This window comes from Stenotrophomonas sp. FBCC-B152 (assembly GCF_059134105.1).
Genome location: NZ_CP101442.1, coordinates 3578165 through 3604187 on the forward strand (window position 1 = coordinate 3578165; position 26023 = coordinate 3604187).

27 protein-coding genes, 2 tRNA genes and 1 pseudogene are annotated in these 26023 nt (G+C 66.4%); 10 read left to right on the forward strand and 20 right to left on the reverse strand.

Translation table 11 applies throughout. The annotated features are described in order from the left end of the window. Positions 1-61: 61 nt before the first annotated feature. The 3 genes from erpA to NMB40_RS16355 are packed head-to-tail and all read right to left on the reverse strand — an operon-like array spanning position 62 to position 1716. A complete protein-coding gene (erpA, locus tag NMB40_RS16345; RefSeq protein WP_282243322.1) occupies positions 62-457 on the reverse strand; it encodes an iron-sulfur cluster insertion protein ErpA in 396 nt (131 codons plus the stop codon). Positions 458-503: 46 nt separating this feature from the next. Beyond that, positions 504-959 carry a bactofilin family protein gene (locus NMB40_RS16350; protein ID WP_282243320.1) on the reverse strand — a complete coding sequence of 152 codons (456 nt, stop codon included), beginning with the start codon at positions 957-959 and terminating at the stop codon, positions 504-506. A 4-nt stretch (positions 960-963) separates the two neighbouring features. Beyond that, a complete protein-coding gene (locus NMB40_RS16355; protein ID WP_494359110.1) occupies positions 964-1716 on the reverse strand; it encodes a DUF6776 family protein in 753 nt (250 codons plus the stop codon). 182 nt (positions 1717-1898) lie between these two features. Here NMB40_RS16355 and NMB40_RS16360 point away from each other — a divergent pair, with 182 nt between their 5' ends. The 3 genes from NMB40_RS16360 to NMB40_RS16370 are packed head-to-tail and all read left to right on the forward strand — an operon-like array spanning position 1899 to position 6784. Beyond that, positions 1899-2522 (forward strand): DUF4126 domain-containing protein, encoded by a 624-nt coding sequence (locus NMB40_RS16360; protein ID WP_494359111.1) that lies wholly within the window; start codon positions 1899-1901, stop codon positions 2520-2522. A gap of 24 nt (positions 2523-2546) precedes the next feature. Further along, entirely contained in the window at positions 2547-4424 is a 1878-nt protein-coding gene (locus NMB40_RS16365; protein ID WP_448143749.1) for an EAL domain-containing protein, read from the forward strand. Between the two features lie 38 nt (positions 4425-4462). After that, complete coding sequence (locus NMB40_RS16370; RefSeq protein ID WP_494361091.1) at positions 4463-6784, forward strand: hybrid sensor histidine kinase/response regulator; 2322 nt, start codon at positions 4463-4465, stop codon at positions 6782-6784. Between the two features lies 1 nt (position 6785). On the opposite strand, the gene bfr is transcribed toward NMB40_RS16370, so the two are convergent. Next, positions 6786-7256: a bacterioferritin gene (bfr, locus tag NMB40_RS16375; protein ID WP_282243312.1), complete on the reverse strand. Its 471-nt coding sequence runs from the start codon at positions 7254-7256 to the stop codon at positions 6786-6788. Between the two features lie 142 nt (positions 7257-7398). Between bfr and NMB40_RS16380 the strand changes: the two genes are divergently transcribed. Then, entirely contained in the window at positions 7399-8349 is a 951-nt protein-coding gene (locus tag NMB40_RS16380; protein WP_494359112.1) for a hypothetical protein, read from the forward strand. Between the two features lie 4 nt (positions 8350-8353). On the opposite strand, the gene NMB40_RS16385 is transcribed toward NMB40_RS16380, so the two are convergent. From NMB40_RS16385 to NMB40_RS16395, 3 genes are all read right to left on the reverse strand, one after another. Further along, complete coding sequence (locus tag NMB40_RS16385; RefSeq protein ID WP_068854279.1) at positions 8354-8563, reverse strand: (2Fe-2S)-binding protein; 210 nt, start codon at positions 8561-8563, stop codon at positions 8354-8356. A 172-nt stretch (positions 8564-8735) separates the two neighbouring features. Further along, positions 8736-8810: transfer RNA gene (locus NMB40_RS16390), tRNA-Gln, on the reverse strand. 49 nt (positions 8811-8859) lie between these two features. Next, positions 8860-8936, reverse strand: a tRNA-Met gene (locus NMB40_RS16395). Between the two features lie 121 nt (positions 8937-9057). On the opposite strand from NMB40_RS16395, the gene NMB40_RS16400 reads away from it, so the two are divergent. Beyond that, positions 9058-9693 carry an RNA pyrophosphohydrolase gene (locus tag NMB40_RS16400; protein WP_282243308.1) on the forward strand — a complete coding sequence of 212 codons (636 nt, stop codon included), beginning with the start codon at positions 9058-9060 and terminating at the stop codon, positions 9691-9693. A 70-nt stretch (positions 9694-9763) separates the two neighbouring features. Here the strand turns inward: NMB40_RS16400 and rpsI are convergent, their stop codons facing one another. Further along, positions 9764-10156, reverse strand: coding sequence for a 30S ribosomal protein S9 (rpsI, locus tag NMB40_RS16405; protein WP_017354549.1), 393 nt, complete (start codon positions 10154-10156; stop codon positions 9764-9766). 2 nt (positions 10157-10158) lie between these two features. Next, positions 10159-10587, reverse strand: coding sequence for a 50S ribosomal protein L13 (gene rplM / locus NMB40_RS16410; protein ID WP_017354548.1), 429 nt, complete (start codon positions 10585-10587; stop codon positions 10159-10161). Positions 10588-10769: 182 nt separating this feature from the next. On the opposite strand from rplM, the gene coq7 reads away from it, so the two are divergent. Next, positions 10770-11414: a 2-polyprenyl-3-methyl-6-methoxy-1,4-benzoquinone monooxygenase gene (coq7, locus tag NMB40_RS16415; protein WP_494361092.1), complete on the forward strand. Its 645-nt coding sequence runs from the start codon at positions 10770-10772 to the stop codon at positions 11412-11414. A 2-nt stretch (positions 11415-11416) separates the two neighbouring features. Here coq7 and NMB40_RS16420 read toward each other — a convergent pair. Both NMB40_RS16420 and speD read right to left on the reverse strand, forming a co-directional pair. Continuing rightward, a pseudogene (locus tag NMB40_RS16420) lies at positions 11417-11733 on the reverse strand (DMT family transporter). 171 nt (positions 11734-11904) lie between these two features. Then, complete coding sequence (gene speD, locus NMB40_RS16425) at positions 11905-12699, reverse strand: adenosylmethionine decarboxylase (RefSeq protein WP_017354544.1); 795 nt, start codon at positions 12697-12699, stop codon at positions 11905-11907. Positions 12700-12870: 171 nt separating this feature from the next. Here speD and crp point away from each other — a divergent pair, with 171 nt between their 5' ends. After that, a complete protein-coding gene (gene crp, locus NMB40_RS16430) occupies positions 12871-13536 on the forward strand; it encodes a cAMP-activated global transcriptional regulator CRP (protein WP_068854282.1) in 666 nt (221 codons plus the stop codon). A gap of 68 nt (positions 13537-13604) precedes the next feature. Beyond that, on the forward strand, positions 13605-14366 hold the full coding sequence (locus NMB40_RS16435) for a sulfite exporter TauE/SafE family protein (protein ID WP_494359113.1): 762 nt from the start codon (positions 13605-13607) through the stop codon (positions 14364-14366). 84 nt (positions 14367-14450) lie between these two features. On the opposite strand, the gene NMB40_RS16440 is transcribed toward NMB40_RS16435, so the two are convergent. From NMB40_RS16440 to NMB40_RS16465, 6 genes are all read right to left on the reverse strand, one after another. Continuing rightward, positions 14451-15164 (reverse strand): haloacid dehalogenase-like hydrolase, encoded by a 714-nt coding sequence (locus tag NMB40_RS16440; RefSeq protein ID WP_494359114.1) that lies wholly within the window; start codon positions 15162-15164, stop codon positions 14451-14453. Next, on the reverse strand, positions 15161-15964 hold the full coding sequence (gene trpC, locus NMB40_RS16445; RefSeq protein ID WP_494359115.1) for an indole-3-glycerol phosphate synthase TrpC: 804 nt from the start codon (positions 15962-15964) through the stop codon (positions 15161-15163). Before trpC ends, NMB40_RS16440 begins: the two co-directional genes overlap by 4 nt. A 5-nt stretch (positions 15965-15969) precedes the next feature. Then, positions 15970-17022, reverse strand: coding sequence for an anthranilate phosphoribosyltransferase (trpD, locus tag NMB40_RS16450; protein ID WP_494359116.1), 1053 nt, complete (start codon positions 17020-17022; stop codon positions 15970-15972). Beyond that, positions 17019-17606 (reverse strand): anthranilate synthase component II, encoded by a 588-nt coding sequence (locus tag NMB40_RS16455; protein ID WP_494359117.1) that lies wholly within the window; start codon positions 17604-17606, stop codon positions 17019-17021. Before NMB40_RS16455 ends, trpD begins: the two co-directional genes overlap by 4 nt. 71 nt (positions 17607-17677) lie before the next feature. Next, a complete protein-coding gene (gene trpE / locus NMB40_RS16460) occupies positions 17678-19153 on the reverse strand; it encodes an anthranilate synthase component I (RefSeq protein ID WP_093534930.1) in 1476 nt (491 codons plus the stop codon). A gap of 212 nt (positions 19154-19365) precedes the next feature. Then, positions 19366-21768: a Tle-like phospholipase domain-containing protein gene (locus NMB40_RS16465; RefSeq protein ID WP_494359118.1), complete on the reverse strand. Its 2403-nt coding sequence runs from the start codon at positions 21766-21768 to the stop codon at positions 19366-19368. A 243-nt stretch (positions 21769-22011) separates the two neighbouring features. Here NMB40_RS16465 and NMB40_RS16470 point away from each other — a divergent pair, with 243 nt between their 5' ends. Together NMB40_RS16470 and NMB40_RS16475 are read left to right on the forward strand one after the other, a co-directional pair. Next, entirely contained in the window at positions 22012-22743 is a 732-nt protein-coding gene (locus NMB40_RS16470) for an ankyrin repeat domain-containing protein (protein WP_494359119.1), read from the forward strand. A gap of 108 nt (positions 22744-22851) precedes the next feature. Next, positions 22852-23658: an ankyrin repeat domain-containing protein gene (locus tag NMB40_RS16475; protein WP_494359120.1), complete on the forward strand. Its 807-nt coding sequence runs from the start codon at positions 22852-22854 to the stop codon at positions 23656-23658. A 41-nt stretch (positions 23659-23699) separates the two neighbouring features. On the opposite strand, the gene yegS is transcribed toward NMB40_RS16475, so the two are convergent. The 3 genes from yegS to rpe all read right to left on the reverse strand — a co-directional run bounded on the left by yegS (position 23700) and on the right by rpe (position 26019). Next, the gene (gene yegS, locus NMB40_RS16480) at positions 23700-24626 is read right to left on the reverse strand and encodes a lipid kinase YegS (RefSeq protein ID WP_494359121.1); all 927 of its coding nucleotides are present in this window, start codon (positions 24624-24626) and stop codon (positions 23700-23702) included. Between the two features lie 221 nt (positions 24627-24847). Beyond that, positions 24848-25339 carry a GNAT family N-acetyltransferase gene (locus NMB40_RS16485; RefSeq protein WP_494359122.1) on the reverse strand — a complete coding sequence of 164 codons (492 nt, stop codon included), beginning with the start codon at positions 25337-25339 and terminating at the stop codon, positions 24848-24850. Positions 25340-25341: 2 nt separating this feature from the next. Continuing rightward, the gene (gene rpe, locus NMB40_RS16490) at positions 25342-26019 is read right to left on the reverse strand and encodes a ribulose-phosphate 3-epimerase (RefSeq protein ID WP_068854293.1); all 678 of its coding nucleotides are present in this window, start codon (positions 26017-26019) and stop codon (positions 25342-25344) included. Positions 26020-26023: the final 4 nt, after the last annotated feature.

Sequence of the window (26023 nt, forward strand, 5' to 3'; positions counted from 1 at the left end):
CTGAAGCCTGCCGCTATTCAACCGGAACAGCAAGCGGTGCCGTGCAGCACCGCCGTGGCCATCACATGCTGAAACTGCTGCCGCAGCCGCACGTGGTTTTCGCGTTCGGATTGCGGATCACGAACTGCGCGCCGGTGAGGCTTTCGGTGTAATCCACTTCGGCGCCCATCAGGTACTGCAGGCTGAGCGGATCGACCAGCAGGGTCACGCCGTTGGTGTCCACGGCCAGGTCGTCCTCGGCGCGGTTCTCGTCGAACTCGAAGCCGTACTGGAAACCGGAACAGCCACCGCCCTGGATGTAGACGCGCAGGGCCAATGCATCGCTGGCCTCGTCCTGGATCAGTTCCTTGACCTTGGCCGCAGCGGCTTCGGTGAAGTTCAGGGGACGGTCCAGCGACTGGTAATGCGGCGCAGCGGCGGGGGTGGGGGCGCCGGGCAGGGAAACTAGCGTGCTCATGCACCCAGCATGGGGGTGCATGGGCACGCTTTCAAGCACCGGCCGTTCAGGCCATCGCTTCGGCCAGCTTCTTGCGGGCATTGCCGTCCTTGCGGTCGGCGCTGTCGTCGGCCGGCGGCGGCAGCGCCATCTGGGCACCGCCATGGATCAGGCGGCCGGTCAGCTGGGCGCCGGCGTTCATTTCCACCACCTGGTAGTGGACATTGCCGGTGACCCGGGCGCTGGGGGTCAGCTCGACCCGCTCGCTGGCGTGCACGTCGCCATCCAGGCGGCCACTGACCACCACCACGTGGGCGCGGATCTCGCCTTCGATGCTGCCCTGCTCGGCCAGCGTGAGGGTGGCCGTGGTGGCGCCTTCCTGGGCGATCACCTTGCCCAGGATGGTGCCTTCCACATACAGGCCACCGCTGAATTCCACGTCTCCCCGGATCACGACCTGCGCGCCGATCAGCGCGTCCACGACCAGATGCCCGTCGCGGTTGGATTTGTTGCTGCCAAACATGGGCTTACTCCCCTTCTTTTGCCGTTGCTGCAGCCGGTGCTCCGGCCTGCTTCCAGTCGAATACCTGGGTGGCGCCCCCTGCGCCGGTTCCCAGCGTGACCCGCACACGTTGCGGGGTGAAGTCCTTGGGCAACATGATGCTGCCGGTGAGCTGCTGGAAGTACCGGAAGGAATACTCCTGGCCCGGCACCTTGGTGCGCTGGTGCAGCTCGTCCCAGCTGACCGAGGTCAACTTGCCGTCCTTGACGCCTTCAACCGTAAACCGCATCTGGCCCTGGCTGATCGCGCCACGGTTGAGGTTCTGGGTCAGCACCACGGCGTACTGCCAGGTGCCCCCCGCTTCCGGCGAGAACTCGATGGAATGGGTGTTCAGGCCCTTGCGCTGGCTGGTGGACCCGACCAGGCGTTCGTAGAAGGCAACGTCGGCACGCAGGCCGGCGATTTCCTCATCGCGCTCGCCCAGCGAGGTCTGCACCTCGTTGTTGGCCGCGCGGCTGATCCGGTCCGAGGCCTGCAGGGTGGCCTGGGTCTGCTGCAGCTCCACCACCTGCTTCTGCAGCGTTTCGGCGCGCGCTTCGGCGGCGTCGAGCTGGCGGCCGGGGTCACCGCCGGGGCCGGCGGTCCAGCGCCCCAGCAGCACGGCCAGGACCAGGCTGGCCAGCCAGATGCCGGCCAGGATCAGCAGGCGGCGGCGATCGGGCGCCACCGGGGTTCCGGGGCGGCGGATCTGGATGCGGGAAGGTGTCGGGTTGTTCATGGCGAATACGGCGGCACCGCGGCTTGGGCGATACCGACACGGCCCCTGTCGGGAAGAGCGACTGGTTAGTGTAAGTCAGGGTTGGCACATTTTTCGCCCCTGCCCCCCTGCAGGACAGTAGCGTTCAGGGACGTCATCCCCGATAGTGTGGGCCTGTGCACACTTTCGCCGGAGCGCCTGCCATGACCGAGGCCCACCTGTTCGTGATCGGCATCCTGCTGGCCTGGCTGGCCGGCATCCGCGTGTACCTCACGGTGTTCGGGGTGGGCCTGGCCGGCATGCTGGGCTGGGTCGATCTGCCGCCGGCGCTGCACGCCACCGAGTCGTGGTGGGTGCTGGGCACCTCGGCCGCGCTGGCCATCACCGAATTCGTCGCCGACAAGATCCCCGGGGTTGACTCGGCCTGGGACCTGGTCCAGACCCTGGCCCGGGTACCCGCGGGCGCCTTCCTGGCCGCGGCCACGCTCTCGCCCACCGGCGAACTCAGCACCACGGCGCTGGCCGCCGGTGCCGGGGTGGCCCTGGCCAGCCATGGCCTGAAATCGGGCACGCGTGCCCTGCTCAATACCTCGCCGGAGCCGGCCAGCAACTGGGTGGCCTCGGCAGCGGAAGACACGGTGGTGGTGGGCGGCCTGGCGTTGGCGCTGGCGCACCCGTGGCTGGCATTGATCGTCGTGGTGGCGTGCAGCCTGGTCGGCGCGCTGGTGGTCTGGCTGGTCTGGCGCACCCTGTGGAAGGGCATGCGCTGGCTGCTGCGGCAACCGGCGGGCAAGCCCGGGGCACTGGCCGACCGCGATGCCGCATAATCGCGCCGCAGACTGGGAGTACTGATGGCCGTCCAAGACAACGCTGTTGCATCCACCCGCGCCACCCGCGCCGAAACCCCGCCCGCCGATCATTGGCAGCGCTGGGCCAGCGCCGACGCGCCCGCCGTGGCGCCCGCGCCCAGCAACGTGGTGCCGCTCAACGCTGCCGCCGCCGCTGCCGTGTCCACCCCGCCGGTGCTGCCGCCGTCGCAGTGGCAGCAGGACGATGCCAACACGCCGCCGCTGGGCAGCGAGGCGCCCTACCGCGTGCTGATTGTCGAAGACGACCGCTCGCAGGCCCTGTTCGCACAGAGCGTGCTGCATGGCGCCGGCATGGAAGCGATCGTGCACAGCGACGCCGAAGGCGTGCAGCAGGTGATCAACGACCAGCGCCCGGACCTGATCCTGATGGACCTGCACCTGCCGGGCCTGGATGGCATGCGCCTGACCGCGCTGATCCGCCAGCAGCCGGGCCAGCAGCTGCTGCCGATCGTGTTCCTCAGCGGCGACCCGGACCCGGAGCGCCAGTTCGAAGTGCTCGACAGCGGCGCCGACGATTTCCTGAGCAAGCCGATCCGCCCGCGCCACCTGATTGCCGCCGTCTCCAACCGCATCCGCCGCGCCCGTGCGCAGGCGGCGATGCAGCCGGGCGCGCAGGGTGCGCCGGCCATGAACAACCCCGAGACCGGCCTGCCGACCCGCCACCACGTGATGCAGCAGCTCAGCACGGCGCTGGCGCACGGCGAGCATGGCGGCCTGTTCTTCATCGAAGTGGCCAGTGCCCTGGGCCTGCGCGAACGCTACGGCTATGCCGCGTTCGAACGGCTGATGGTGCAGGCCGCGCAGCGGCTGGCCGACAACGCGCACCCGCACCTGCTGGCGCGCCTGAACGACAACAGCTTCCTGGTCGTGGCCCGTGGCCTTGACGAGGAATCGCTGGACGCGATGGCGCACCAGCTGCGCGATGAACTGTCCGCACGCTCGTTCGTGATCCGCGATGAGGAATCGGTGCACCTGCGCGGCGTGGTCGGGCATGCCCAGCTCTCCGGCGGCTTCGGCGATGCCGGCACCGCGCTGGAAGCGGTGGAGCGCACCACGCTGCAGGCGCGGCTGTTGCCCTCCGGGGTGGCCGCGCACGTGCGCCGCGAAGACGTGGCCGCGCAGGAACACCTGGCCATGCTGGAAGGCCAGCTCGAACCGGCCTACCAGCCGATCGTGGCCGTGGCCGGCGGCAACACCGCCCAGTACCAGGTGCTGCTGCGCCTGCGCCAGGCCGATGGCAGCGTGCTCAACGCCGGCCAGGTGATTCCCGCTGCGGAAGCGGCCGGCCGCATCGCCGACCTGGACCAGCAGGTACTGGACCATGCGCTGGGCCTGCTGGATCTGTACCAGCACGCCACCCAACCGCTGAGCCTGTTCGTGTCGCAGTCGCTGCGCACCCTGGCCCGCGATGCCTTCGCCGACTGGCTGCTGGAAACCCTGCAGCAGCGCCAGCTGCCCGGCAGCGCGCTGGTCATCGACGTGCGCCTGCCTGACGCGTTGATCCACACCGTCACCCTGCAGCAGTTCTGTTCGCGCATGAGCGCGGCCGGGGTGCGCTTCTGCCTGAGCCAGTTCGAGCCCAGCGGCGAAGCCAATGCCCTGCTCGGCCAGTTGCCGCTGGCATTCGTGCGCATGGCCGCCCGCTTCTCCAGCAGCCATGCCAACCAGCAGACCCGCGATGAACTGCGCGGCGCGATCGATGCCGCGCACCGCGCCGGGGCGCTGATCATCGGCCAGCAGATCGAAGACCCCCAGGCCGCGGCGGCAATGTGGATGGGCGGGGTCGATTTCATCCAGGGCAACATGGTGCAGTCGGCCGGGAGCGAACTGAACTTCGACTTCCACACCGCGGTGCTCTGACCATGACGGCCCAAGGACGGGTTCCCTTCGCACTGTGGCTGGCGGCGATCGCGGCCGCCCTGGCCGCGACCGCCAGCGGCATGGCCGCAGCCGGCGCCAATGGCCCGTGGCCGATCATCGCCGCCGGCACCTCCGTGGTGGGCGTGATCGCCGCGCTGGTCGGCGTGAGCCGCTGGCGTGAGCTGCAGGCGCAGCTGGCCCTGGGCCAGCGCCGCCACGAAGCGCTGGCCGGCGAGCGCGACCACCTGCAGCGCGCCATGCAGCAGCAGGACATGCTGGAACAGGAACTGCTGCAGGCCAAGCAGGCGGCCGAAGCGGCGGCGCTGGCCAAGGGCGAGTTCCTGGCCACCATGAGCCACGAGATCCGCACCCCGCTCAACGGCATCCTGCCGATGCTGGACCTGATCGCGCGCGGCCAGCTGGGCACCGACCAGCGGCAGATGCTGCAGACCGCCACGGTCAGCTCGCAGCAGCTGCTGCGCATCGTCGACGACATCCTCGATTACTCCCGGCTGGAGGCCAAGGGCCTGGACCTGGAGATCACCACGTTCAACCTGCGCGAGCTTCTGGAAGGCATCGTCCAGCTCATGCAGCGCAGCGCCGAAGCCAAGGGCCTGGCGGTATCGCTGGAGCTGGACCCGGCCGTGCGGCTGTCGGTGCGCGGCGACCCGGTGCGGCTGCGTCAGGTGCTGGGCAACCTGATGGTGAACGCCATCAAGTTCACCGAGCGCGGCCAGATCCGCCTGCGGGTGACCCGCCAGGGCGAGACAGCCAGCCAGCACCAGCTGCGTTTCGAAGTGATCGACACCGGCATCGGCATCGAGGGCACCCTGCAGGCGCGGTTGTTCCAGTCCTTCAGCCAGGCCGATGCCTCCACCACCCGCATCTACGGCGGCACCGGGCTGGGCCTGGCCATCTGCAAGCGCATCATCGACCTGATGCACGGCAGCATCGGGGTGAGTTCGACCCCGCGCCACGGCGCCACGTTCTGGTTCGAGATTCCACTGCTGAAGGTCGTCGGCGACCTGCCGGCCGCACCGCTCACCACGCGCGCGCTGCTGGTCAGCGAAGACCCGCTGCTGGTGCAGCGCCTGCAGCGCGTGCTGCAGCACCACGACATCCGCTTGCACACGGTGGACAGCGCATCCGCCGCGTTGGACATCCTGCGCGCGCCGGTGCGCCCGGGGATCGAGCCGGACCTGGCCTGGGTGATCGCCGACACGCATGCACTGCGCCACGGCGCCACGGCGCTGCACCGCGCGGTGCTGCACGATGCCCGCACCCCCACCCCGCGCCTGCTGTGGCTGCAGGGCGACGAGCAGCTGGCCGCGCTGCTGCGCGAGAACACCCACGTGCTGCCGCGCGAGGCCGGCGACGTGGACCTGCATGCCGTGCTGCGCCCGGCGGTAGCCAGTGCGCGCCCGGCGCCCCTGCTGGCCAGCGTGGAGGCCTACAGCGGCCCGGTGGAGGCGCCGCAGCTCGGCCTGCGCCTGCTGCTGGTGGAAGACAACAGCGTCAACCTGCTGGTCGCCCAGCGGCTGTTGCAGGTGCTGGGCTGCACCGTCACCACGGCCACCGATGGCGAACAGGGCCTGCAGCAGCTGCAGGCCCGCGCCTTCGACCTGGTGCTGATGGACTGCCAGATGCCGGTCCTGGATGGCTACAGCGCCACCCGCCGCTGGCGCGAGCAGGAAGCGGCCGAAGGGCGCACCCGGCTGCCGATCGTGGCGATGACCGCCAACGCGATGGCCGGCGACCGCGAGCGCTGCCTGCAGGCCGGCATGGACGATTACCTGTCCAAACCGGTCAACCGCGAATCACTGCAGGCCTGCCTGCTGCGCTGGCAGTTCACGATGGAAGACAACGCCGCCGACGCGCGCAATACATCCGCGCCGGCGCGGGCCGCGCCGCCCGCTGTACCGGTGCTGGCACCGGCCCCCACCCCGTTGCCGCCACCGCTGCCGCCGCTGGTCGCTGAGCCAGGCAGTGACGATGGCGCGCCCGGGGTGCTCGACACCGGCGTGCTGGATGAGCTGCAGGAAGTGATCGGTGCGGAGACCGCGACCATCATCGCCGTGTTCCTGGAAGACACCCCGCCATTGATCCGGCAGCTGCAGGATGCCTCGGTGGCCGCCGACCTGGAAAAACTGCGCGCGCTGGCGCACAGCCTGAAGTCGGCCAGTGCGAACGTGGGGGCGATGGCGTTGTCGGTGGCGGCCCGCCGGATTGAACACGACGCCCGTGCCGGCACGCTGGAGCGCCCGGCCGTGGCCGTGGCGCTGCTGATTGCCGAATACGCGCGTGCGCGGCTGGCGCTGGCCGGCTACCTGGCCAGCATCCGCGCCACCGCCGCGCGCTGAATCAGTCTTCCAGCTTGGTGAGCAGGTAGTTCGGCTCGCCGATGCGCTCGATCAGCTCCAGCTGGGTTTCCAGCCAGTCGATGTGCTCTTCCTCGTTGTCGAGGATCTTCACGAACAGCTGGCGGCTGACGTAATCGCCAACCGAATCGGCGTAGGCGACCGCCTCACGCAGGGTGACGGTGCCTTCGCGCTCGAGGGCGAGGTCGCACTGCAGGATCTCGGTCGGGTTCTCGCCAATGCGCAGCTTGCCCAGCGCCTGGAAGTTCGGCAGTCCCTCAAGGAACAGGATGCGATCGGAGAGCACGTCGGCGTGCTTCATCTCCTCGATCGATTCCTTGTATTCGTGGTCGGCCAGTTCCTTCAGACCCCAGTTCTTCAGCATCTTGGCATGCAGGAAGTACTGGTTGATCGCGGTCAGCTCGTTGTAGAGGACCTTGTTGAGGAATTCGATGACCTTGGCGTCGCCTTTCATGAGCGTGCTCCTGCAGCGTGAAAACGCCGGCACTGTAGCGCGTTGCGCGGGGTGATGAAGGAACGCGAATCAACCTTAGTTGCGCAATCCAGCCAGAAAGCGTTTCATTCAGACCACGTGAAATCCACCGGATGGAGACCGCATGAACCAAGGATATGCATGGTGCCCGGGCGTGGGAATCGACCCTGCGGCACTTTCCCGGCTGCGTGACCACTTCCGGCGGCCCACGTCACCCATGGGAGAAGCTTGGTTCATGGGAGAGGAGCGCCGCCACTTCCCGGAGCTGATGGGCAACCTGGACGCATTGGCGGCCGGCGACATCCTGAGGCCGCTCGCGGAGATCGCTTCGGGAACCGTGTCGTTCGGCCAACGGCAGGAGTGGCGCGACTGGTTTCACTACCTGCTTGCACAATGTGCGGCCGATGACCGCGCGTGGATTGACGAGACGCTGACGGAGCTTCTGGTCACCGGCTTCATGGCGCACTACGGCGAAGGCACGGCGTCCGCGTACCCGGGGTTCCAGCAGGATGTCCTGGCGACGCTGGGGCGCTGCCTGATGGAGCCGCGTTGTTGGCAGGACGGCGACATCGTGGTCGGGCGGCTGCTGCATCGCTCGAATAGAAACCCCAGCCAGGTGTGGCGATGGTGGGACGCCAGCGGCGACCTGAGCGCATCTCTGTTGCTGTGCGCGAAGTACCTTCCAGCGACACAGGTAGGCGGCTGGTTCCGTTCGGTACTTGCCATCGAGTCACCGCACTGGCGCGCGCAGATGATCGTCTGGCTGATCGGCGCGCACGCTCTGCTGACCGGCCTCCAGCGCGCTCCGTCCGAACTGGATCCGGAAGCCTACCCCGCCATCACCTGGGGCTGGTCGCATTGCCTGCGCCCGTCCACGACCACCGAAGCGGGCGAGATCAGTCCCATCGTCGATTGGCTTCCACAGCCTGCGCGCACGCAGCTGCTGGACGAGGTGCGCGCCTGCTTCACTGATGACGTGTTCGTGGCCTGGCTCGAATCGATCGGCCGCGTTGATTACCTGCAGCGCGAACTGGCGGACCTTCCGTCCACCTTTGAACGCCTGTACATGCGGTAGAACCTCAGGCGACCTGCGCCAACCCCAGAACGGGCAACGGCAGGTCGTGGGTGTTGCGGGCCTTGGCCAGCAGGTCGGCTGCCATGTCCAGGCAGGAACCGCAGGTGGCGCCACAGCCGGTGCGCATGGTCAGCTCGGACACGCTGGCGACACCGCTCTGGGCGGCTTCGCGGATCTGGTGGTCGGTTACCCCGTTACAGATGCAGACGTACACGTGCGGACTCGGCAGGCAGGCCCGGATCGGCCTGTGGCTATTCCAATCGAAACGAGAATGGTTGTCAATTTCGTAACTGAATCATTCTCGATACGGTTCAGGGTGCCCGTTCATCCCGCCCGGCGCGGAGCAAAAAAAAAAGACCGATCTTTCGATCGGTCTCTTTCGTATTTGGCTGCCCCGGATGGATTCGAACCACCGAATGCCTGAGTCAGAGTCAGGTGCCTTACCGCTTGGCGACGGGGCAAAACGTGCGTGCAATTGTTGCACTTTCTCACTGGAAAACCAAGCGGACTTGGTGGCTATGGGTGGACTCGAACCACCGACCCCAGCATTATGAGTGCTGTGCTCTAACCGGCTGAGCTACATAGCCTCAGTGAGCCGGCAATTCTGGACATGTAAACGGAATCTGTCAACACCTTTTCACCGCGCTTGTGAGTGGGCAGCGGGCGTGTCACAGTCCTGACCAGTAGATTTTTCTAGGAGTCCGCATCGTGATCGATCCGGACGGCTATCGACCGAACGTCGGCATCGTGCTGATGCGGCAGGACGGGCAGGTGTTCTGGGCACGACGTGTGCGCCGGGATGGCTGGCAGTTCCCGCAGGGTGGCATGAATACCGACGAGACGCCTGTCGAAGCCATGTATCGCGAGTTGCATGAAGAAACCGGGCTGTTGCCAGAGCACGTCGAAGTGCTGGGTGCGACACCGGGCTGGCTGCGCTATCGCCTGCCCGCCCGTGCCATCCGCCGCAATGAACGGCAGGTCTGCATCGGCCAGAAGCAGGTCTGGTTCCTGCTGCGCCTGGCCGGCGACGAATCGCACGTGAAACTGGACCATACCGACAGCCCCGAGTTCGACCAGTGGCGCTGGGTGGATTTCTGGTACCCGGTCGAGCACGTGGTGATGTTCAAGCGCGGGGTCTATGCGCGGGCACTGCGTCACCTGGCGCCGTTGGCGCGCGGGGTGGCCGGCACCGGCGTGGACTCCATGCCCAAGTCCGCCCAGGAAGCCTGGATGCCGGGGCATGCGGCCGGCCACGACCGACCGCGCAAGCGCGCGCCCGCGCCCAAGCGGGGCGGCGGCTACTGGCCACGCAGCAAGGCCAAGGGCGACCCGGGCGCGGTGTAAGCGCACCCGGTTCCCCTGAAACGACAAAAGCCCGGCCGAAGCCGGGCTTTTGCTTTCCAGACGCGATGGATCAGCGCTTGGAGAACTGGGTAGCGCGACGTGCCTTGTGCAGGCCGACCTTCTTACGCTCGACTTCACGGGCGTCACGGGTCATGAAGCCAGCCTTGCGCAGCTCGGACTTCAGGGTTTCGTCGTACTCGACCAGCGCGCGGGCGATGCCCAGGCGGATCGCACCGGCCTGGCCGGTGGTGCCGCCGCCAGCGGCGGTGACCATGATGTCGAACGATTCGGTGTTCTTGGTCAGTTCCAGCGGCTGACGCACGATCATGCGTGCGGTCTCACGGCCAAAGAACTCGTCCAGCGGACGGCCATTGACGGTGATGTTGCCGGCACCCTTGCGCAGGAACACGCGGGCGGTGGAGGACTTGCGGCGGCCGGTGCCGTAGTTTTGAGTGATAGCCATGATTAGATATCCAGAACCTGGGGCTGCTGAGCGGCGTGCGGGTGCTCGGAACCCGAGTACACCTTGAGCTTGCGGTACATGGCGCGGCCCAGCGGGCCCTTCGGCAGCATGCCCTTGACGGCGGTTTCGATGACGCGCTCCGGGTGGCGCTCCAGCGCCTGGGCCAGAGTTTCGGTCTTCAGGTTGCCGATGTAGCCAGTGAAGCGGTGGTACAGCTTGTCCTGCAGCTTGTTGCCGGTGACGGCAATCTTTTCTGCATTGATGACAACCAGGTAATCACCGGTATCAACGTGGGGGGTGTAGACCGGCTTGTGCTTGCCGCGCAGACGGCGGGCCAGCTCGGTGGACAGACGGCCCAGCGTCTTGCCGGAAGCGTCGACGAGATACCAGTCGCGCTGGACGGTCTCGGACTTTGCAGTGAAAGTGCTCATGAAAGAACTCAGGTAGGTCGGGCTCATTGCGGCCATGGAGCGGCCGGAACTCTGCCACGCGTTGTGAAGAGGCGGGATTGTACTGGCCATTTGGCCCACATGCAAATCGGCCGGTGGCACGGGTTGGCAGACCGGCGCCGGGGGGCGAGAATCGGTGATCCCCCGCCGCGATGCCCGACCGCATGACCGCGTTCCGCCAGATCACCCCGCTCGACCACCTGCTGAACGAGGCCCAGCGTGCCCTGGACACGGTGTTCGGCAACCCGCCGGCCAGCCGCCCGTACCCGGCCGAGGCGACCCCGGACGCGCCGATGCCCGCCCCGGCCCGCCGCCATGCCGCCGGCCTGATGCGGATCAACCATGTGGGCGAGGTCTGCGCGCAGGGCCTGTACTTCGGCCAGGCCGCGGTAGCAAGGGAGCCGGAAACGCGCGCCCACCTGCTCGAGGCGGCTCAGGAAGAGACCGACCACCTGGCCTGGTGCGCCCGGCGCCTGCGCGAGCTGGACAGCCGGCCCAGCCTGTTCAACCCGATCTGGTACGCCGGCAGCTACACCATCGGCACCCTGGCCGGGCTGCGCGGGGATGGCTGGAACCTGGGCTTCGTGGTGGAAACCGAGCGCCAGGTGGAAGCCCACCTGGACGAGCACCTGGACACCCTGCCCCCGACCGACCAGCGCAGCCGCGAGATCCTCAAGGTGATGAAGATCGACGAGGCCCGCCACGCCGACCACGCCGAACATGCCGGCGCGCGCAGGCTGCCGCCGCCGATTCCGGGGGTGATGGCGCTGGCATCGAAGGTCATGAAGACCATCGCCTACCGGCTTTAAGGTCAGCCGGATACGAGCTTCAGGCCGATCACCCCGGCCACGATCAGCCCGATGCAGGCCAGCCGCGGCGCCGAGGCGCTGTCGCCGAACAGGAAGATGCCGAGGATCGCCACGCCCAGCGCGCCGATGCCGGTCCAGATCGCATAACCCGTCCCAACCGGGATGGTGCGCAGGGCCTGGGTCAGCAGGTCAGGCTGATGCCGGCCGAAATGATGGTGGCCACGGTGGGCCAGGGCTTGCTGAAGCCGTCGCTGTACTTCAGGCCAAGGGCGAAGCCGATTTCAAAGATGCCGGCCAGCAGCAGGTAGATCCAGGGCATGGGGGTTGCCTCCTAAACAAAAACAAAACGGCCCGGTGTCTTCACACCGGACCGTCGTCGGTAGCTTGCCGTGGAACATTACTTCTGCGCAAAACAGATGTTCCACAGGGCGGGGCGTCCCGCCTTGTGCAGCACCACCCGGGCCGTGGCCCGGGCGGGTGTCGCGTGGTGTTACTCGGACAGGTTGCGGCCGTGGAACAGCTCTTCGATCTCGCGCTTGAGCAGCGCTTCGATCTTCATGCGTTCCTTGAACGAGATGTTCTTGGCCTTTTCCTCGAACAGGTACTGGTCCAGGTCGAAGTCCTTCAGGTGCATCTTCGTGTGGAAGATGTTTTCCTGGTAGACGTTGACGTCGAACATCTCGTAACGCGACTTGATGTTCTTGGCCAGGAAGTTCTGGATCGAGTTGATCTTGTGATCGATGTAGTGCTTCTTGCCCTTCACGTCACGCGTGAAGCCACGGACGCGGTAGTCCATGATCACGATGTCCGATTCGAGGCTTTCGATCAGGTAGTTCAGCGCCTTCAGCGGCGAAATCACGCCACAGGTAGCCACATCGATGTCCGCGCGGAACGTCGCGATGCCTTCCTGCGGGTGGGTTTCGGGGTAGGTATGGACGGTGATGTGGCTCTTGTCCATGTGCGCTACCACGGCATCGGAGATCAACTCCTTGCCCGCCAGCTTCTTGTCGATCACCGGCTCTTCGGAGATCAGGATCGTCACCGACGCGCCCTGCGGATCGTAATCCTGGCGCGCGACATTGAGGATGTTGGCGCCGATGATCTCGGCGACATCGGTCAAGATTTGAGTCAGCCTATCGGCGTTGTACTCTTCATCGATGTATTCAATGTAACGCTGACGCTCCTCTTCGGTGCGGGCGTAACACACGTCATAGATGTTGAAGCTCAGCGCCTTGGTGAGGTTGTTGAAACCCTGCAACCTCAGGCGAGGCAACGGCTTGACCACGGCGGTCGATCCTGTGTGTGGTGGGAAAGGATCAATTATGGGGCAAAGTGATCGGGGGCGAAACTTGCATTGAAACAAGTTGCTGTGTTGGGGTTTGCCCTTCACAACCCTGATCGTTAAGCTCGCGGCACATAGCCGTGAATTGTTCATGAGCAAAGGGAGCGCCTCAACGTGTCATCTGTGCGCCTTGCCACAAGTCCATTGGCCCTGGACATCGCCACCATTGACCGCTTTCTGGCCCACAGCCACCGCCGCCGCTACCCGGCCCGCACGGACGTTTTCCGCCCCGGCGACCCCGCCGGCACCCTGTATTACGTGATCAGCGGCTCGGTTTCCATAATTGCTGAAGAAGAAGACGACCGCGAACTGGTCCTGGGCTACTTCGGCTCCGGGGAGTTCGTCGGCGAGATGGGCCTGTTCGTGGAAACCGACCGCCGCGAGGTGATCCTGCGCACCCGGACCCCCTGCGAGCTGGCCGAGATCAGCTACGAGCGGCTGCACCAGCTGTTCCTGGGCCCGCTGTCCACCGATGCGCCCCGGCTGCTGTACGCACTGGGCCAGCAGGTCTCCAAGCGCCTGCTCGACACCAGCCGCAAGGCCAGCCGCCTGGCGTTCCTGGATGTCACCGACCGCATCGTGCGCACCCTGCACGACCTGTCCCGCGAACCGGAGGCCATGAGCCACCCGCAGGGCACCCAGCTGCGCGTGTCGCGCCAGGAGCTGGCCCGCCTGGTCGGCTGCTCGCGTGAAATGGCCGGCCGCGTGCTGAAGAAGCTGCAGAGCGATGGGCTGCTGCATGCGCGGGGCAAGACGGTCGTCCTGTACGGCACCCGATGACGGTGGGTGACGACCGTGGGTCGTCACGCCGTATCACGCCGTTCACGCGCTGCCGCTAGGCTGATGGCATGGCACCTGGCAGCGAATTCTACTGGTTCATCCTGATCGGGCTTGGCGCGCAGCTGGTGGACGGCGCGCTGGGCATGGCCTTCGGGCTCGTGTCATCTTCGGTGATGCTCAGCATGGGCCTGCCGCCGGCGGCGGTGAGCGCAAGCGTGCATACCGCCGAGGTGTTCACGACAGGCGCCTCCGGCGTTTCGCATCTCGTGGCCGGCAACGTGGACAAGCGGCTGTTCCTGCGCCTGGCCCTGCCCGGCGCGGTCGGCGGGGTGCTGGGCGCCTATGTGCTGACCCAGCTGCCGGGCGAGGCGATCCGCCCCTTCATCTACGGCTACCTGCTGGTGCTGGCGGTCTTCATCCTGCTGCGCGCGGCCGGAAAGCTGGTGCCGCGCCAGGAAGTGAAGCGGGTGCCGGTGCTGGGCTTCGTCGCCGGGCTGCTGGACGCCAGCGGCGGCGGCGGCTGGGGCCCGGTGGCCACCTCCACCCTGCTCGCCCGCGGCGGCCAGGCGCGCACCACCATCGGCACGGTCAACGCGGCCGAGTTCGTGGTGACCCTGGCGGTGTCGATCACCTTCCTGCTCTCGATGGGCCTGCAGTACCTGAACATCGTGGCCGGCCTGCTGATCGGCGGCATGATGGCCGCCCCGCTGGCCGCGGTGCTGGTCAAGCGGGTCAAGGAGCGCTGGGTGCTGGTGGCGGTGGGCGTGCTGGTGCTTTCAATCAGCCTGTTCCAGATTTCCCGCGCCGTTCACGGGTGGTGGGGTGCGTGATGGCCGGCGCAGTGCGCCGTCGCACGACCAACGGTCGTGCGCTACCGCTTGATCGGCAGGTATCGACCGTTGGTCGATACGGCCTTACCGGTCGCCGCCGCGGTCCACGCAGCCCCAGTTGAGGATGCGGGTGCCGGGCTTGAGCACCTGGCGGAAGAACGCCACCTTGGAGTGCTTCGGGTTCACCACCACCGGATCCTTGGCCGCCAACAGCAGCGGCAGGTCGGCGGTGCTGTCCGAGTAGGCCACGTCGATGTCGCCATAGCCGCGCTCGCGCAGCATGCGCATCTTTTCTTCGTTGTGGCAGTGGCGGGTAGCGCCCACCGCACCGAAACGCGGGCCCACTTCACTGCCGATCACCGGCACGCCCTGGTGGGCAACAAACGCCAGGATCGCACGGGCCAGCTCCGGCGGTGCGCCGGTCGCCACCACCACGCGGTCGCCCTGCGCGCGGTGCGCGGCGAATACCTCCAGCGCCTGCGGCAGCAGCTTGGCGCGCAGCTGCGCCTCGTGCTTCAGCACGTAGGCGTCGATCACCCGGTTGAACTCGCGCGCACGATGCAGCCCGAAGGTGGCGATCCAGACGTACACCGAAATGCCTGTGCGCCGCGTGGGCAGCATCGCCACCAGCGGCCCGGCGATCGGGGTGACCAGCAGCGCGGCCAGCAGCCGCAGCGGGTTGCGCTTGATCAGCGAGGCAAACAGATGGCTGCCGGAATCGCCGTCGTACAGGGTGTGGTCGAAGTCGAAAACCACCAGCGGCGCATCGTCGCGCGGAGTCGGATAGATCACGGTCATGCGCTGAAGAATAGCTGACGCAGGCCCTCGCCGGGTTCTTCGACCCGCATGAAGGCCTCACCCACCAGGAACGCATGCACGCCGGTGTTGCGCATCAGGCTCACGTCGTCGGCGCCCAGGATGCCGCTCTCGGTCACCAGCAGGCGGTCGCGCGGCACGGCCTGGCGCATGTCCAGGGTGGTCTGCAGCGACACCTCGAAGGTGCGCAGGTTGCGGTTGTTGATGCCGATCAGCGGCACCGGCACCTGGATGGCGCGTTCGAGTTCGTCGATGTCATGCACTTCCACCAGCACGTCCATGCCCAGCTGCATGGCCAGGTCGGACAGCTCCGCCAGCTGGCGGTCTTCCAGCGCGGCCACGATCAGCAGGATGCAGTCCGCGCCCAGCACGCGTGCTTCGTACACCTGGTACGCATCGATCACGAAGTCCTTGCGCAGCACCGGCAGCGTGCAGGCCTCGCGGGCCTGCTGCAGGTAGGCGTCGTCGCCCTGGAAGAAATCCACGTCGGTCAGCACCGACAGGCAGCTGGCGCCACCGAATTCGTAGCTCACCGCGATATCGGCCGGATGGAAATCCGGGCGGATCACGCCCTTGGACGGGCTGGCCTTCTTCACCTCGGCGATCACCGCCGGGTTGCCGGCGGCGATCGAGGCGCGCAGCGCATCGGCGAAGCCGCGCACCGGCGGGGCACCCGCCAGGCGTGCCTGCAGCGCTTCCAGGGGAACCCGTGCACGGCGCTCGGCCACTTCAACGGCCTTGCGGGCCAGGATGGTCTCGAGGATGTCGCTCTTGTCGCTCATGTCGTTCAGGGTCCTTCAGGCCGGCCATTATCGGCCAGTCGCCGGGTGGCCTCCACATATTCCTGCATGCGCTGGCGCGCGCTGCCGTCGGCAATGGCCGCGCGGGCACGGGCCAGGCCGTCGGCGATGCTGCTGGCCACGCCGGCCACGTACAGCGCCGCGCCGGCATTGAGCGCCACGATATCCAGCGCCGGACCGGGCTGGTTGTCGAGCACCCCGCGCAGCATCGCGATCGATTCCTCCGGGTCGCTGACCTTGAGGTTGCGGCTGGCGGACATCGCAATGCCGAAGTCTTCCGGGTGGATCTCGTATTCGCGCACCTTGCCATCGCGCAGCTCGCCGACCAGGGTGCCGGCGCCGAGCGAGATCTCATCCATGTTGTCGCGGCCCCACACCACCATGGCGCGCTCGGCGCCCAGCTCGCGCAGCACGCGCGCCTGGATGCCGACCAGGTCGGGATGGAACACGCCCATCAGCACGTTGGTGGCGCCCACCGGATTGGTCAGCGGGCCCAGGATGTTGAAGATGGTGCGCACGCCCATCTCACGGCGCACCGGCGCAACGACCTTCATCGCCGGGTGGTGCATCGGCGCGAACATGAAGCCGATACCGGTTTCGCTGATCGCGCGGGCCACCTGCTCCGGGCGCAGCTCGATGACCGCGCCCAGCGCTTCCACCGCATCGGCGCTGCCGGACTTGGACGACACGCTGCGGTTGCCGTGCTTGGCCACCTTGGCACCGGCCGCAGCCACCACGAACATCGCGCAGGTGGAGATGTTGAAGGTGTGCGAGCCATCGCCACCGGTACCGACGATGTCGATCAGGTGGGTCTTGTCTTCCACCGGCACCGCCAGCGCCAGCTCGCGCATCACGGTGGCCGCACCGGCGATCTCGCCCACGGTTTCCTTCTTGACCCGCAGGCCGGTGAGGATCGCGGCGGTCATCACCGGCGACACTTCACCGCGCATCACCTGGCGCATCAGGTCGACCATCTCGTCGAAGAAGATTTCGCGGTGCTCGATGGTGCGCTGCAGGGCTTCCTGGGGGGAGAAGGTCATGCGGGGTTCCTTTGCAGGAAATTCTTCAGCAGGGCGTGGCCGTGCTCGGTGAGGATCGATTCGGGGTGGAACTGCACGCCTTCCACCGGGTGTTCGCGGTGGCGCAGGCCCATGATCTCTTCGATCGTGCCGTCCTCGTTCTCGGTCCAGGCAGTCACTTCCAGGCAGTCGGGCAGCGTGGTCTTGTCCACCACCAGCGAGTGGTAGCGGGTGGCCTGGTAGCGGTCCGGCAGCCCGGCGAACACGCCTTTGCCCAAGTGGCGGATCGGCGAGGTCTTGCCGTGCATGATGGTGCCGGCGCGGATGACATCGCCGCCGTACACCTGGCCGATGCCCTGGTGGCCCAGGCATACGCCCAGGATCGGGGTGGTCGGACCCAGCCGCCGGATCAGCTCCAGCGACACGCCCGCCTCGTTGGGCGTGCACGGGCCGGGCGAGATCACGATGCGCTCGGGGGCGAGCGCAGCAATCTCGTCTACGCTCAGGGCGTCGTTGCGCACCACCTTTACATCGGCACCCAGCGTCTGCAGGTACTGCACGAGGTTGTAGGTAAAGCTGTCGTAGTTGTCGAGCATCAACAACATGGCAAATTCCTGGAATCAAGGCTGCGATGGGGAATCGGTAGCGCCGGCCATGGGCCGGCACACCGCGAAAGTCAAAGGCCCTTGGCGGCCTGAGCAACGGCGCGGAACAGCGCACGGCCCTTGTTCATGGTCTCGTCCCATTCCTTGCCCGGGTCGGAGTCATACACAATGCCGGCGCCGGCCTGCACGTGCAGGCGACCGTCCTTGATCACCGCGGTGCGGATGGCGATGGCGGTGTCGGCATCGCCGTGCCAGCCGATGTAGCCGATGCTGCCGGCGTAGACATTGCGCTTGATCGGCTCCAGTTCGCGGATCACTTCCAGCGCGCGGATCTTCGGCGCGCCACTGACCGTGCCGGCCGGGAACGTGGCGCGCAGCACGTCGGCGTAGCTCAGGCCCGGCTGCAGCTGCCCGGTCACTTCGCTGACGATGTGCATGACGTGGCTGTAGCGTTCGATCACGAACTGTTCGCCCACTTCCACCGTGCCGGCCTTGGAAACGCGGCCGGCGTCGTTGCGACCCAGGTCGATCAGCATGAGGTGCTCGGCACGTTCCTTCGGATCGGCCAGCAGTTCGGCTTCCAGCGCGTTGTCTTCTTCCACCGTGGCGCCGCGCGGGCGGGTACCGGCGATGGGGCGCACGGTGACCTCCCCGTCCTGCAGGCGCACCAGGATTTCCGGCGAGGAGCCGACCACCTGCACATCGCCGGTGTCGAGGAAGTACATGTACGGCGAGGGGTTCAGCGCGCGCAGCGCGCGGTACACATCCACCGGGCGCGCCTTGAACGGCACGCTCAGGCGCTGGCTGAGCACCACCTGGAAGATGTCGCCGGCGCGGATGTATTCCTTGGACTTGTCCACGGCGGCAATGAAGCCTTCGCGGGTGAAGCCGGACACGAAGTCGTTCTCGTCCAGCACGTCGCGGGTGATCGGCACCGGGTAGCCCGCGCCGGGGGCACGCAGCTTGGCAACCAGGCCGTCCAGCCGCGCCTGTGCCTCGTCCCACGCGCCGGGTTGGCCGGGGTCGGCGTGCACGATCAGGTACAGGCGGCCCTTGAGGTTGTCGAACACCGCCAGCTCTTCCGAATGCAGCAGCAGGATGTCCGGCGTGCCCAGTTCATCGCGGCCGCGCGGCGGGGCCAGGCGCGGTTCGATATAGCCGATGCACTCGAACCCGAACCAGCCCACCAGGCCGCCGGTGAAACCCGGCAGGCCGGCCAGCTTGGGCACCGAATGGGCACTGCGCAGCGCCTCCACTTCGGTGAACGGGTCCGCCACCTCACGGGTTTCCACCACCTGGCCGGCTTCGCTGACGGTCAGGGTATGGCCGTGGAAGGCGTACACGCGGCGGGCCGGCAGGCCGATGATGGAATAACGCCCGAAGCGTTCGCCGCCTTCGACCGATTCAAACAGATAGGTATGCGGGCCGTCGGCGAGCTTCAGATAGACCGAAAGCGGCGTGTCCAGGTCGGACAGCACTTCGCGGACGACGGGGATGCGGGTGTGGCCTTCAGCGGCCTGCTGCTGGAACTGCTCGAGCGTGATCAAGACGACTTTCCTTCCGGGAAACGGCGGTGGCGGGACGGACGACGGCAACAGGCCACCATCGCCACCAACGGCGAGCGGAAGAAAGGGTATGCGGGGTCGTCAGAATGGACACCCGGGGACTGTACCGCATTGGCGGCACCGGATGGAACCCGCCCGTGCCCGGTCCACACCCGGCCCTGCCGGCGATTCAGCCGCCAACAGGGCCGGAGGCGTCAGCCCATGCGGCGCGCGGCCTGCTGCTCCTGTTCGCGCTGTTCGGCACCCAGGTCGGCCACCAGCGCCGGGGCGGCGGCGGTGCGCTCCTGCTGGCGGTTGACCTCGGCCACCTGCTCGGTGCTCACGCTGAGCGGCTGCTGCCGCCCGGCCACCACGTCCACCTGCGCCAGGTGGCGGTGCACGGAGGTGAGGTCCTGGGTATCGACCGCGAACACGCGGGTGCGGTCCTCGCTCAGTACCACCCGCTCGATGCGTTCCAGGCCTTCCTGGGTGGCCTTGGCCGCCAGCGCACCGGCCAGCTGGTCGCTCTGCAGGTCGGGCACACGGTTGTGGGCGGCATCGATGCCGTGGACGCCGGACTGGGCCCCCTGGAACATGTGGTATTGCCTGTGGCCGGGATCGTTGATGCCAACCACCAGCGTGGCGGGCTCGGCGACGACGGCGGCGTGCTTCTCCGCCGGGTGCTGGATGCGTTCGTGCTGTTCCAGCAGCGCGCGGGCCCTGGCTTCCTGCTTGCCCAGTTCGGCATCAAGACTGGGGATGACGGTATCGGCCATGCCGTGGCGGGCGGCCGATTCGCCGAAGGAAGGGCCAAGCTCGTCGATCAACCGCGCAGACTTGGCGAGATTGGAGAGGTTGTGCAGTGCCAGCGGTGGCGGCCCCGCCGGTACGTGGGTGGCCGCCGCCGCGGTAATACCCGCCCCTACTCCGCCTACCGTAGCGAAGACAGCCGGAGCGTGCGCGCTGATGCCCTTCACGTGGGACGCAGCCAGGTCGTAACCGCTGTCCACGTAGGCGCCAGCGGTGGCGAACCCGTTCTGCAGCTTGCCCGCAACCCACTGACCATTGTGACCAATGGCGGCGGCGCTGCGGTCGCCCACCGCCCGGATTCCGTCTGCATCGGACTGCGCGTGGCGGGTGGCGCTTTGCGCCCGATGTTCGCCGTCGTTGCGGGTGCGCTCGGCTTCCTTGGCCAGACGCTCGGACACGCTGTCCAGGCCGACCTTGTCGGTGATCCACGACAGTGCGGACATGCCACCCGAGCGCGCCTGCGATTCGGCCCGATGCAGGGTAGCTTCGATGCTGCCGGTCAGCTCGCGTCCGGACGCGATCACGGTGGTGCTGGCCTTGGCACTGACCTGCATGGTGGCAGACCCGAAGTTCACCACTTGGCCGATCGCCATGCCCTGGGTCTTGAGCACGACCTCGGCACCATCGCCCACCTTGTCCAGTACGTGCGCGCCGGCTGCGCCCACCCGTTCGACCTGCTCGCCGACGATGCGCCCACCGCGCATACCGTAGCCCGTCGCATGCAGCGCATGTGACAGCGGACCGGCCAGTTCGGCCACCTGGCTGGGTGCGGCCACATTCGGTCGGTCGACGATTCCGGCGTCCTTGTCGTTCTTGTCGACCATCTTGGAGTCCAGCAACAACTCAAGCTTGCCTGCCGCCACGGGGAAGTTTCGCAGCGCATCCTGCCCAGGCTTGGTTGCCAGCTGTTCGATGAACTGCGCGGCAGAAGTCTGCGCGCCCGCAGGCATCATCTCGCGAAGCTGGTCGCCGACGAGCTTCTGCATGGCGGGCTCTTTCAGCAGCATGCCCATTTCATTGGCGAGCACACCGTAGCCCCGGCGCTGTTCGTCGCTGAGCTTCTGCATGCCGTTCTGTACGTCATTCAACACCTCGCCAGCGGCCTGGTAGGTGTGCACGGTCTGCTGCGGATTGAAGGTGGGTAGTCCGTTCTCTTTGGCGAAACGCGCAGGCGTGTCAGGATGCAGGCCAGCCGCGTTGAAGGTAGTGGCACGGGCACCCGTGACGGCGGAGGCGGCGGAGGCCATGCCGCCGCCGAGGGAGTGGCCGGCGATTTCGAAGTTGTTGCCGACCCGGTCCTGCAGACGCACAGCCAGCGTCATCGCGCGATGGTAGTAATCGCTGCGCATGCCGATACCCTGCTGGCCATTGTTGAGGAAGTCCTCGCCGCCAGATTCGCGCCGACCACTCGGAGCGGAAGGGTCGATGATTTCGCCGGTCGAGCCTTTGAATACGACGACCGGCTTGGCTCCCTCACCCAACACCCCCTTGTCAGGAATGTAGATCTCTGCGCGGAACCCAGACTGGGTGGGGCTGAGATGATTGCGAATTTCTTCATCCGACATGTTGATGCCAGCGGCTCGAAGGGCCTCCGGATCAGCACTGGCGCGGATCCAACCGGCAGGCGGCTCGCCATCACCCTTGGCTGATAGATAGACATCGGCGGCAAGACCAGCCATCTCGCTCGCATGGTAGGTTTCCTGGAGACGATCCGCTTCGTTATCGTTGCCGCTTTCACGCAGCTGCTCGACAAGAAGATTCTGTTCCTGGATGGCGCGGGCACGCGCTTCGGTATCGGGACCACTCATGGCAAGCTCCATTGCACAGTGAAGGCGCGCGATCCCCCCGAGCCGCGCTGGTTATCGAATAGCAGAACGTTTTGCTAATGTCACCCCCTTCAGGGGTTCAACATCAGGATGATCATGCGCGCAGGCCTTCACAACTTGATGACAAAAGCCCTTCTAAGTGCGGCTTGGCTCACACTTTTTGCGCTCAGCGGGTGCGCTGCGACGTCTGCGCATGGGGCAGACCAGTATTTCACCGGAAGAGAGTTGAAGCTGGCCATCGCCAGTGAGGACGGCGATCTTGATGCCATCCAGCGGCTTATCAAGGACGACGGGGTTGAACCCGACAATTCGTTCTCCAGTCGCGATGGCATTCCACTGCTGGCATGGCCGTTGCGGGCAAAGAATCTGGACGGATTGCGCGGCATGTTGGAAAACGGCTCGGACCCCAATGCGCGGCTGGTGAAGCAGATGAACGGTGAGGTGGTCCACTTCAACAACGCCATGGTCTACGCCGCCAAGATGGACGACCCGCGCTTTCTCGCGTTGCTCCTGAAGCATGGTGGCGACCCCAATACGCGCAATTCCAACAACGAGACATTGCTCTACCAGGCGTTCATCAGCGGCAACCAGTGGGACAACGTGAAGCAGTTGGTGGAGGGCGGCGCGAACGTGAATGAGCCCAGCCTCGGCCCTTCCGATACCCCTATCAGCTGGTACAGCGGTCGTGGCGCCTTCGAACACGTTTACTGGCTTCTCGAGCACGGCGCGGACCCGAGCGTGGTGCTCAAGTCATCAATCGGCGAGCCGGACCGCATGTTCATTGCCGAACACATCTACTGGGGCATCACCACTCCGGATCTCTTACCTTGGCAAAAGAAGTGCCAACAGTGGCTCGTCGAGCGCAACATTCCCCGGCCACCCATGCCAGACGGAATCAGGCAGAAGCGTGAAGCCTTCGGTTTCCCAACGAGAGAGGAAGACATTCCGCTTCTCTGAGAATGCGCCCATCCTTAACCTTTCCGAGCACCAGAGTTGAGAGTACTTCCAGCCCCTCAAGCAGCCCACGCCGCGAAGATTGCGTTCGCTGTCTTGGCATTTCTGACTATGCTTCTGGCCATTGGCTGCGCAGCATCGTCTTCACATGGCGCTAGTGACTTTTTCGACGGCAAGGCGCTGCAGCTGGCCGTCGCAACCGAGACGGGTGACGCGGCAGCCATTCGCCACTGGATCAAGGATGAAGGTGTCGATCCCGACAAAACCTTTGCCCGTCGCGACGGCATTCCTCTGATTGCATGGCCGCTGCGGGCGCAAAACCTCGATGGGTTGCGCGCGTTGCTGGAGAATGGCGCCGATCCCAATGCGCGGGAGTTCAAGGAGGTTGACCGGCGCAGGCTTGGCTTCAACAACGCCATGGTCTACGCAGCCAAGATGGAGGACCCACGATTTCTCGAGCTTCTGCTCAAACACGGCGGCGATCCCAATACCCGCAGCTCCGCAAGGGAGACATTGATGTATGTGGCGTTCCTGAGCGGAAATCAGTGGAAGAACGTGCAGCTTCTTGTGGAAAACGGCGCCAACGTCAATGAACCGAACCTTGGCTCTGCAGACACCATACTGAGCCTGTACACCAGCCGAGGCGGCTTCAACTACGTCTATTGGCTCCTGGAGCACGGTGCAGACCCGACAATCAAGACCAAAATACTTACCGGCTCGGGCGAGGCACCACCGATGCGGATGGTCGACGATATCTATTGGGAGGTCACCACGCCCGACCTGCTTCCATGGCAGAAAAAGAGCCAGCAGTGGCTGGTCGCACGAAACATCCCGCGTCCGCCGATGCCTGAGCACATCCGCAGGAAGCGGGAGGCATTTGGCTTCCCGACCAGGGAAGAGGATATTCCGCTGCTCTGAGCAGCCGGGCAGGGCCCGGCTCTACGGCGGCGCGCCAACAGCTACTGCAGGAGCGCGCTGTCGAGCGGCAGGTGCATGCGCACGCGTGCTGCCACGCAGTCGATGCGGAACCGGCGCGCGCGTACTGGTTCGCCATCCAGGTTGAGCGTCATCGGCTCGTCGGCTTCGATCTCCACCCACGGCGCGCGGGTGCGTTCGGCGACCTGCTCCAATGCGCCCTGCTTGCCGCCCCGGATCAGCGCCCCGAGCGTCGAAGCCACTTCGCCACTCAGCTCCGGGATCACGGTGATGTCGAGCAGGCCGTCATTGACCAGGGCATCAGGGCACAGCACCTGGCCACCGCCGGCCTGTCGGCCATTGCCGATGCCGAGCGCGATGAAGCCCCCTTCCCAATTGAAGTCCGGCGCGCGCAGTCGGGCCCGGATCGGGTCGATCCGCCCCAGTCGGGAAATGCCGGTGACCAGGTAGGCCAACCCGCCCAGCACCTTTTTCAGGCCTTCGTCGGTTTCCACCGTCACCTCGGTACCGAAGCCACCACTGGCCACGTTCGCGCACCACCACAGCTCGCCATCGGCATCGATCCGCAGCAGGTCCACGGGACGTGCCGCCTGGGCCTGGATCAGCTTCAGCGCCTGCAACGGCTCGTCCGGAATTCGGGCGGCCGTGGCGAAGTCATTGGCGGTGCCCAGCGGCACCAGTCCCAGGGTAGGCAGCGCGTCGGCGCCCTCATCACGATGGGCCAGGGTTTCCGCCACTGCGCTCAGGGTGCCGTCGCCCCCGGCGGCAATGATGGTATCCACCCCATGCTCGATCGCCTCGGCCACGTAGCGCTCGGCGTCGCCGTCTTCCCAGGTGACGCGCGCTTCCAGGGTGACCCCCTCGTCACGCAGCGCGTGCACGGCCGTGCGCAGGTCGTCGTTGCCGGTGGACTTGCCGTTGAGGATCAGACGCCAGCGGGGACCACGCATGCTGCACTTCCACGGTAGGGGGAGGCGCAGGCTAGCAGTGCGATGTGTCAGGGGCGGTGAACGTCATCAAACGGTCACCGATCGCCCGGAGAATGGAAGGCCATAGCAGGGACGATGGATGGAGGCAGGATCAGCCTCCCGCTATTTCCAGGGCCGCATTCGCAGGAGTGCGGTCTTTTTTTTATCCTCGCGCAGACGCCGTATCGACCAACGGTCGATACCTACCGGTTTTGGGCGAACGCTTTCAGTGCTTCGCCTTCCAACCGGTACACCGTCCACTCGCTCTGCGGCCTGGCGCCGGCGGCTTCGTAGAACTTGATGGCCGGCTCATTCCAGTCCAGCACCGACCACTCGAAGCGGCCGCAGCCTTCGGCCACGGCGATGCGGGCGATGTGCTTGAGCAGCGCCTTGCCGGCGCCGCTGCCGCGCTGGGCGGGGCTGACGTAGAGGTCTTCCAGGTAGATGCCGTTGCGGCCCAGCCAGGTGGAATAGTTGTAGAAGTACACCGCGTACCCGATGGCCTGGCCATCGGCTTCGCAGACCAGCGCGCGCGCCTTGGCGCCCGCGCCGAACAGGCTGGCGACAATGCCGGCCTCGTCGGTCTGCACCGACGATTCGGCCTTCTCATAGATCGCCAGTTCGCGGATGAAGCGCAGGATCAGCGCGGCATCGGCAGCCGTGGCGTCGCGGATCCGCAGGCCGGCCGCGCCCATGCTCAGCCCCGCGCCTTGGCCACGTTGTGGCGCATCTGGTCGATCACGTCCTTGTAGCTGATCGGCGCGTTGAAGATCGCCGAACCGGCCACGAAGGCGTCGGCGCCGGCAGCGGCAATCGCGCCGATGTTGTCGGCCTTGACCCCGCCGTCGATCTCCAGGCGGACGTCGCGGCCGCTGGCATCGATCTTCTGGCGGACCACGCGCAGCTTGTCCAGCGCCGAGGGAATGAAGGCCTGGCCACCGAAGCCCGGGTTGACCGACATCAGCAGCACCAGGTCCAGGTCATCCAGCACCCAGTCCAGGATGTCCACCGGGGTGCCCGGGTTGAGCACCAGGCCCGGCTTGCAGCCCAGCGAGCGGATCAGCTGGATGGTGCGGTGCACGTGGCGGCTGGCTTCGGGGTGGAAGCTGATATAGGTGGCGCCAGCTTCGGCGAAGTCCGGAATGATGCGGTCCACCGGCTCCACCATCAGGTGCACGTCGATGGGGGCGGTCACGCCGTGCTTGCGCAGGGCCTGGCAGACCATCGGGCCGATGGTCAGGTTCGGCACGTAATGGTTGTCCATCACATCGAAGTGCACCCAGTCGGCGCCGGCGGCGAGCACGTTGTCCACTTCCTCGCCGAGGCGGGCGAAGTTGGCGGACAGGATGGAGGGGGCGATGATGCAGTTGGACATGGCC

What these genes read in the sequence shown, in the direction of transcription:
- NMB40_RS16380 (WP_494359112.1), top strand. Translation starts at nt 7,399, where the DNA reads ATGAACCAAGGATATGCATGGTGCCCGGGCGTGGGAATCGACCCTGCG.
- NMB40_RS16360 (WP_494359111.1), top strand. Translation starts at nt 1,899, where the DNA reads ATGACCGAGGCCCACCTGTTCGTGATCGGCATCCTGCTGGCCTGGCTG.
- coq7 (WP_494361092.1), top strand. Translation starts at nt 10,770, where the DNA reads ATGACCGCGTTCCGCCAGATCACCCCGCTCGACCACCTGCTGAACGAG.
- erpA (WP_282243322.1), bottom strand. Translation starts at nt 457, where the DNA reads ATGAGCACGCTAGTTTCCCTGCCCGGCGCCCCCACCCCCGCCGCTGCG.
- bfr (WP_282243312.1), bottom strand. Translation starts at nt 7,256, where the DNA reads ATGAAAGGCGACGCCAAGGTCATCGAATTCCTCAACAAGGTCCTCTAC.
- NMB40_RS16485 (WP_494359122.1), bottom strand. Translation starts at nt 25,339, where the DNA reads ATGGGCGCGGCCGGCCTGCGGATCCGCGACGCCACGGCTGCCGATGCC.
- NMB40_RS16435 (WP_494359113.1), top strand. Translation starts at nt 13,605, where the DNA reads ATGGCACCTGGCAGCGAATTCTACTGGTTCATCCTGATCGGGCTTGGC.
- trpD (WP_494359116.1), bottom strand. Translation starts at nt 17,022, where the DNA reads ATGACCTTCTCCCCCCAGGAAGCCCTGCAGCGCACCATCGAGCACCGC.
- NMB40_RS16350 (WP_282243320.1), bottom strand. Translation starts at nt 959, where the DNA reads ATGTTTGGCAGCAACAAATCCAACCGCGACGGGCATCTGGTCGTGGAC.
- NMB40_RS16355 (WP_494359110.1), bottom strand. Translation starts at nt 1,716, where the DNA reads ATGAACAACCCGACACCTTCCCGCATCCAGATCCGCCGCCCCGGAACC.
- NMB40_RS16465 (WP_494359118.1), bottom strand. Translation starts at nt 21,768, where the DNA reads ATGAGTGGTCCCGATACCGAAGCGCGTGCCCGCGCCATCCAGGAACAG.
- trpC (WP_494359115.1), bottom strand. Translation starts at nt 15,964, where the DNA reads ATGAGCGACAAGAGCGACATCCTCGAGACCATCCTGGCCCGCAAGGCC.
- NMB40_RS16365 (WP_448143749.1), top strand. Translation starts at nt 2,547, where the DNA reads ATGGCCGTCCAAGACAACGCTGTTGCATCCACCCGCGCCACCCGCGCC.
- rpe (WP_068854293.1), bottom strand. Translation starts at nt 26,019, where the DNA reads ATGTCCAACTGCATCATCGCCCCCTCCATCCTGTCCGCCAACTTCGCC.
- rplM (WP_017354548.1), bottom strand. Translation starts at nt 10,587, where the DNA reads ATGAGCACTTTCACTGCAAAGTCCGAGACCGTCCAGCGCGACTGGTAT.
- NMB40_RS16475 (WP_494359120.1), top strand. Translation starts at nt 22,852, where the DNA reads ATGCTTCTGGCCATTGGCTGCGCAGCATCGTCTTCACATGGCGCTAGT.
- rpsI (WP_017354549.1), bottom strand. Translation starts at nt 10,156, where the DNA reads ATGGCTATCACTCAAAACTACGGCACCGGCCGCCGCAAGTCCTCCACC.
- NMB40_RS16440 (WP_494359114.1), bottom strand. Translation starts at nt 15,164, where the DNA reads ATGACCGTGATCTATCCGACTCCGCGCGACGATGCGCCGCTGGTGGTT.
- NMB40_RS16455 (WP_494359117.1), bottom strand. Translation starts at nt 17,606, where the DNA reads ATGTTGTTGATGCTCGACAACTACGACAGCTTTACCTACAACCTCGTG.
- yegS (WP_494359121.1), bottom strand. Translation starts at nt 24,626, where the DNA reads ATGCGTGGTCCCCGCTGGCGTCTGATCCTCAACGGCAAGTCCACCGGC.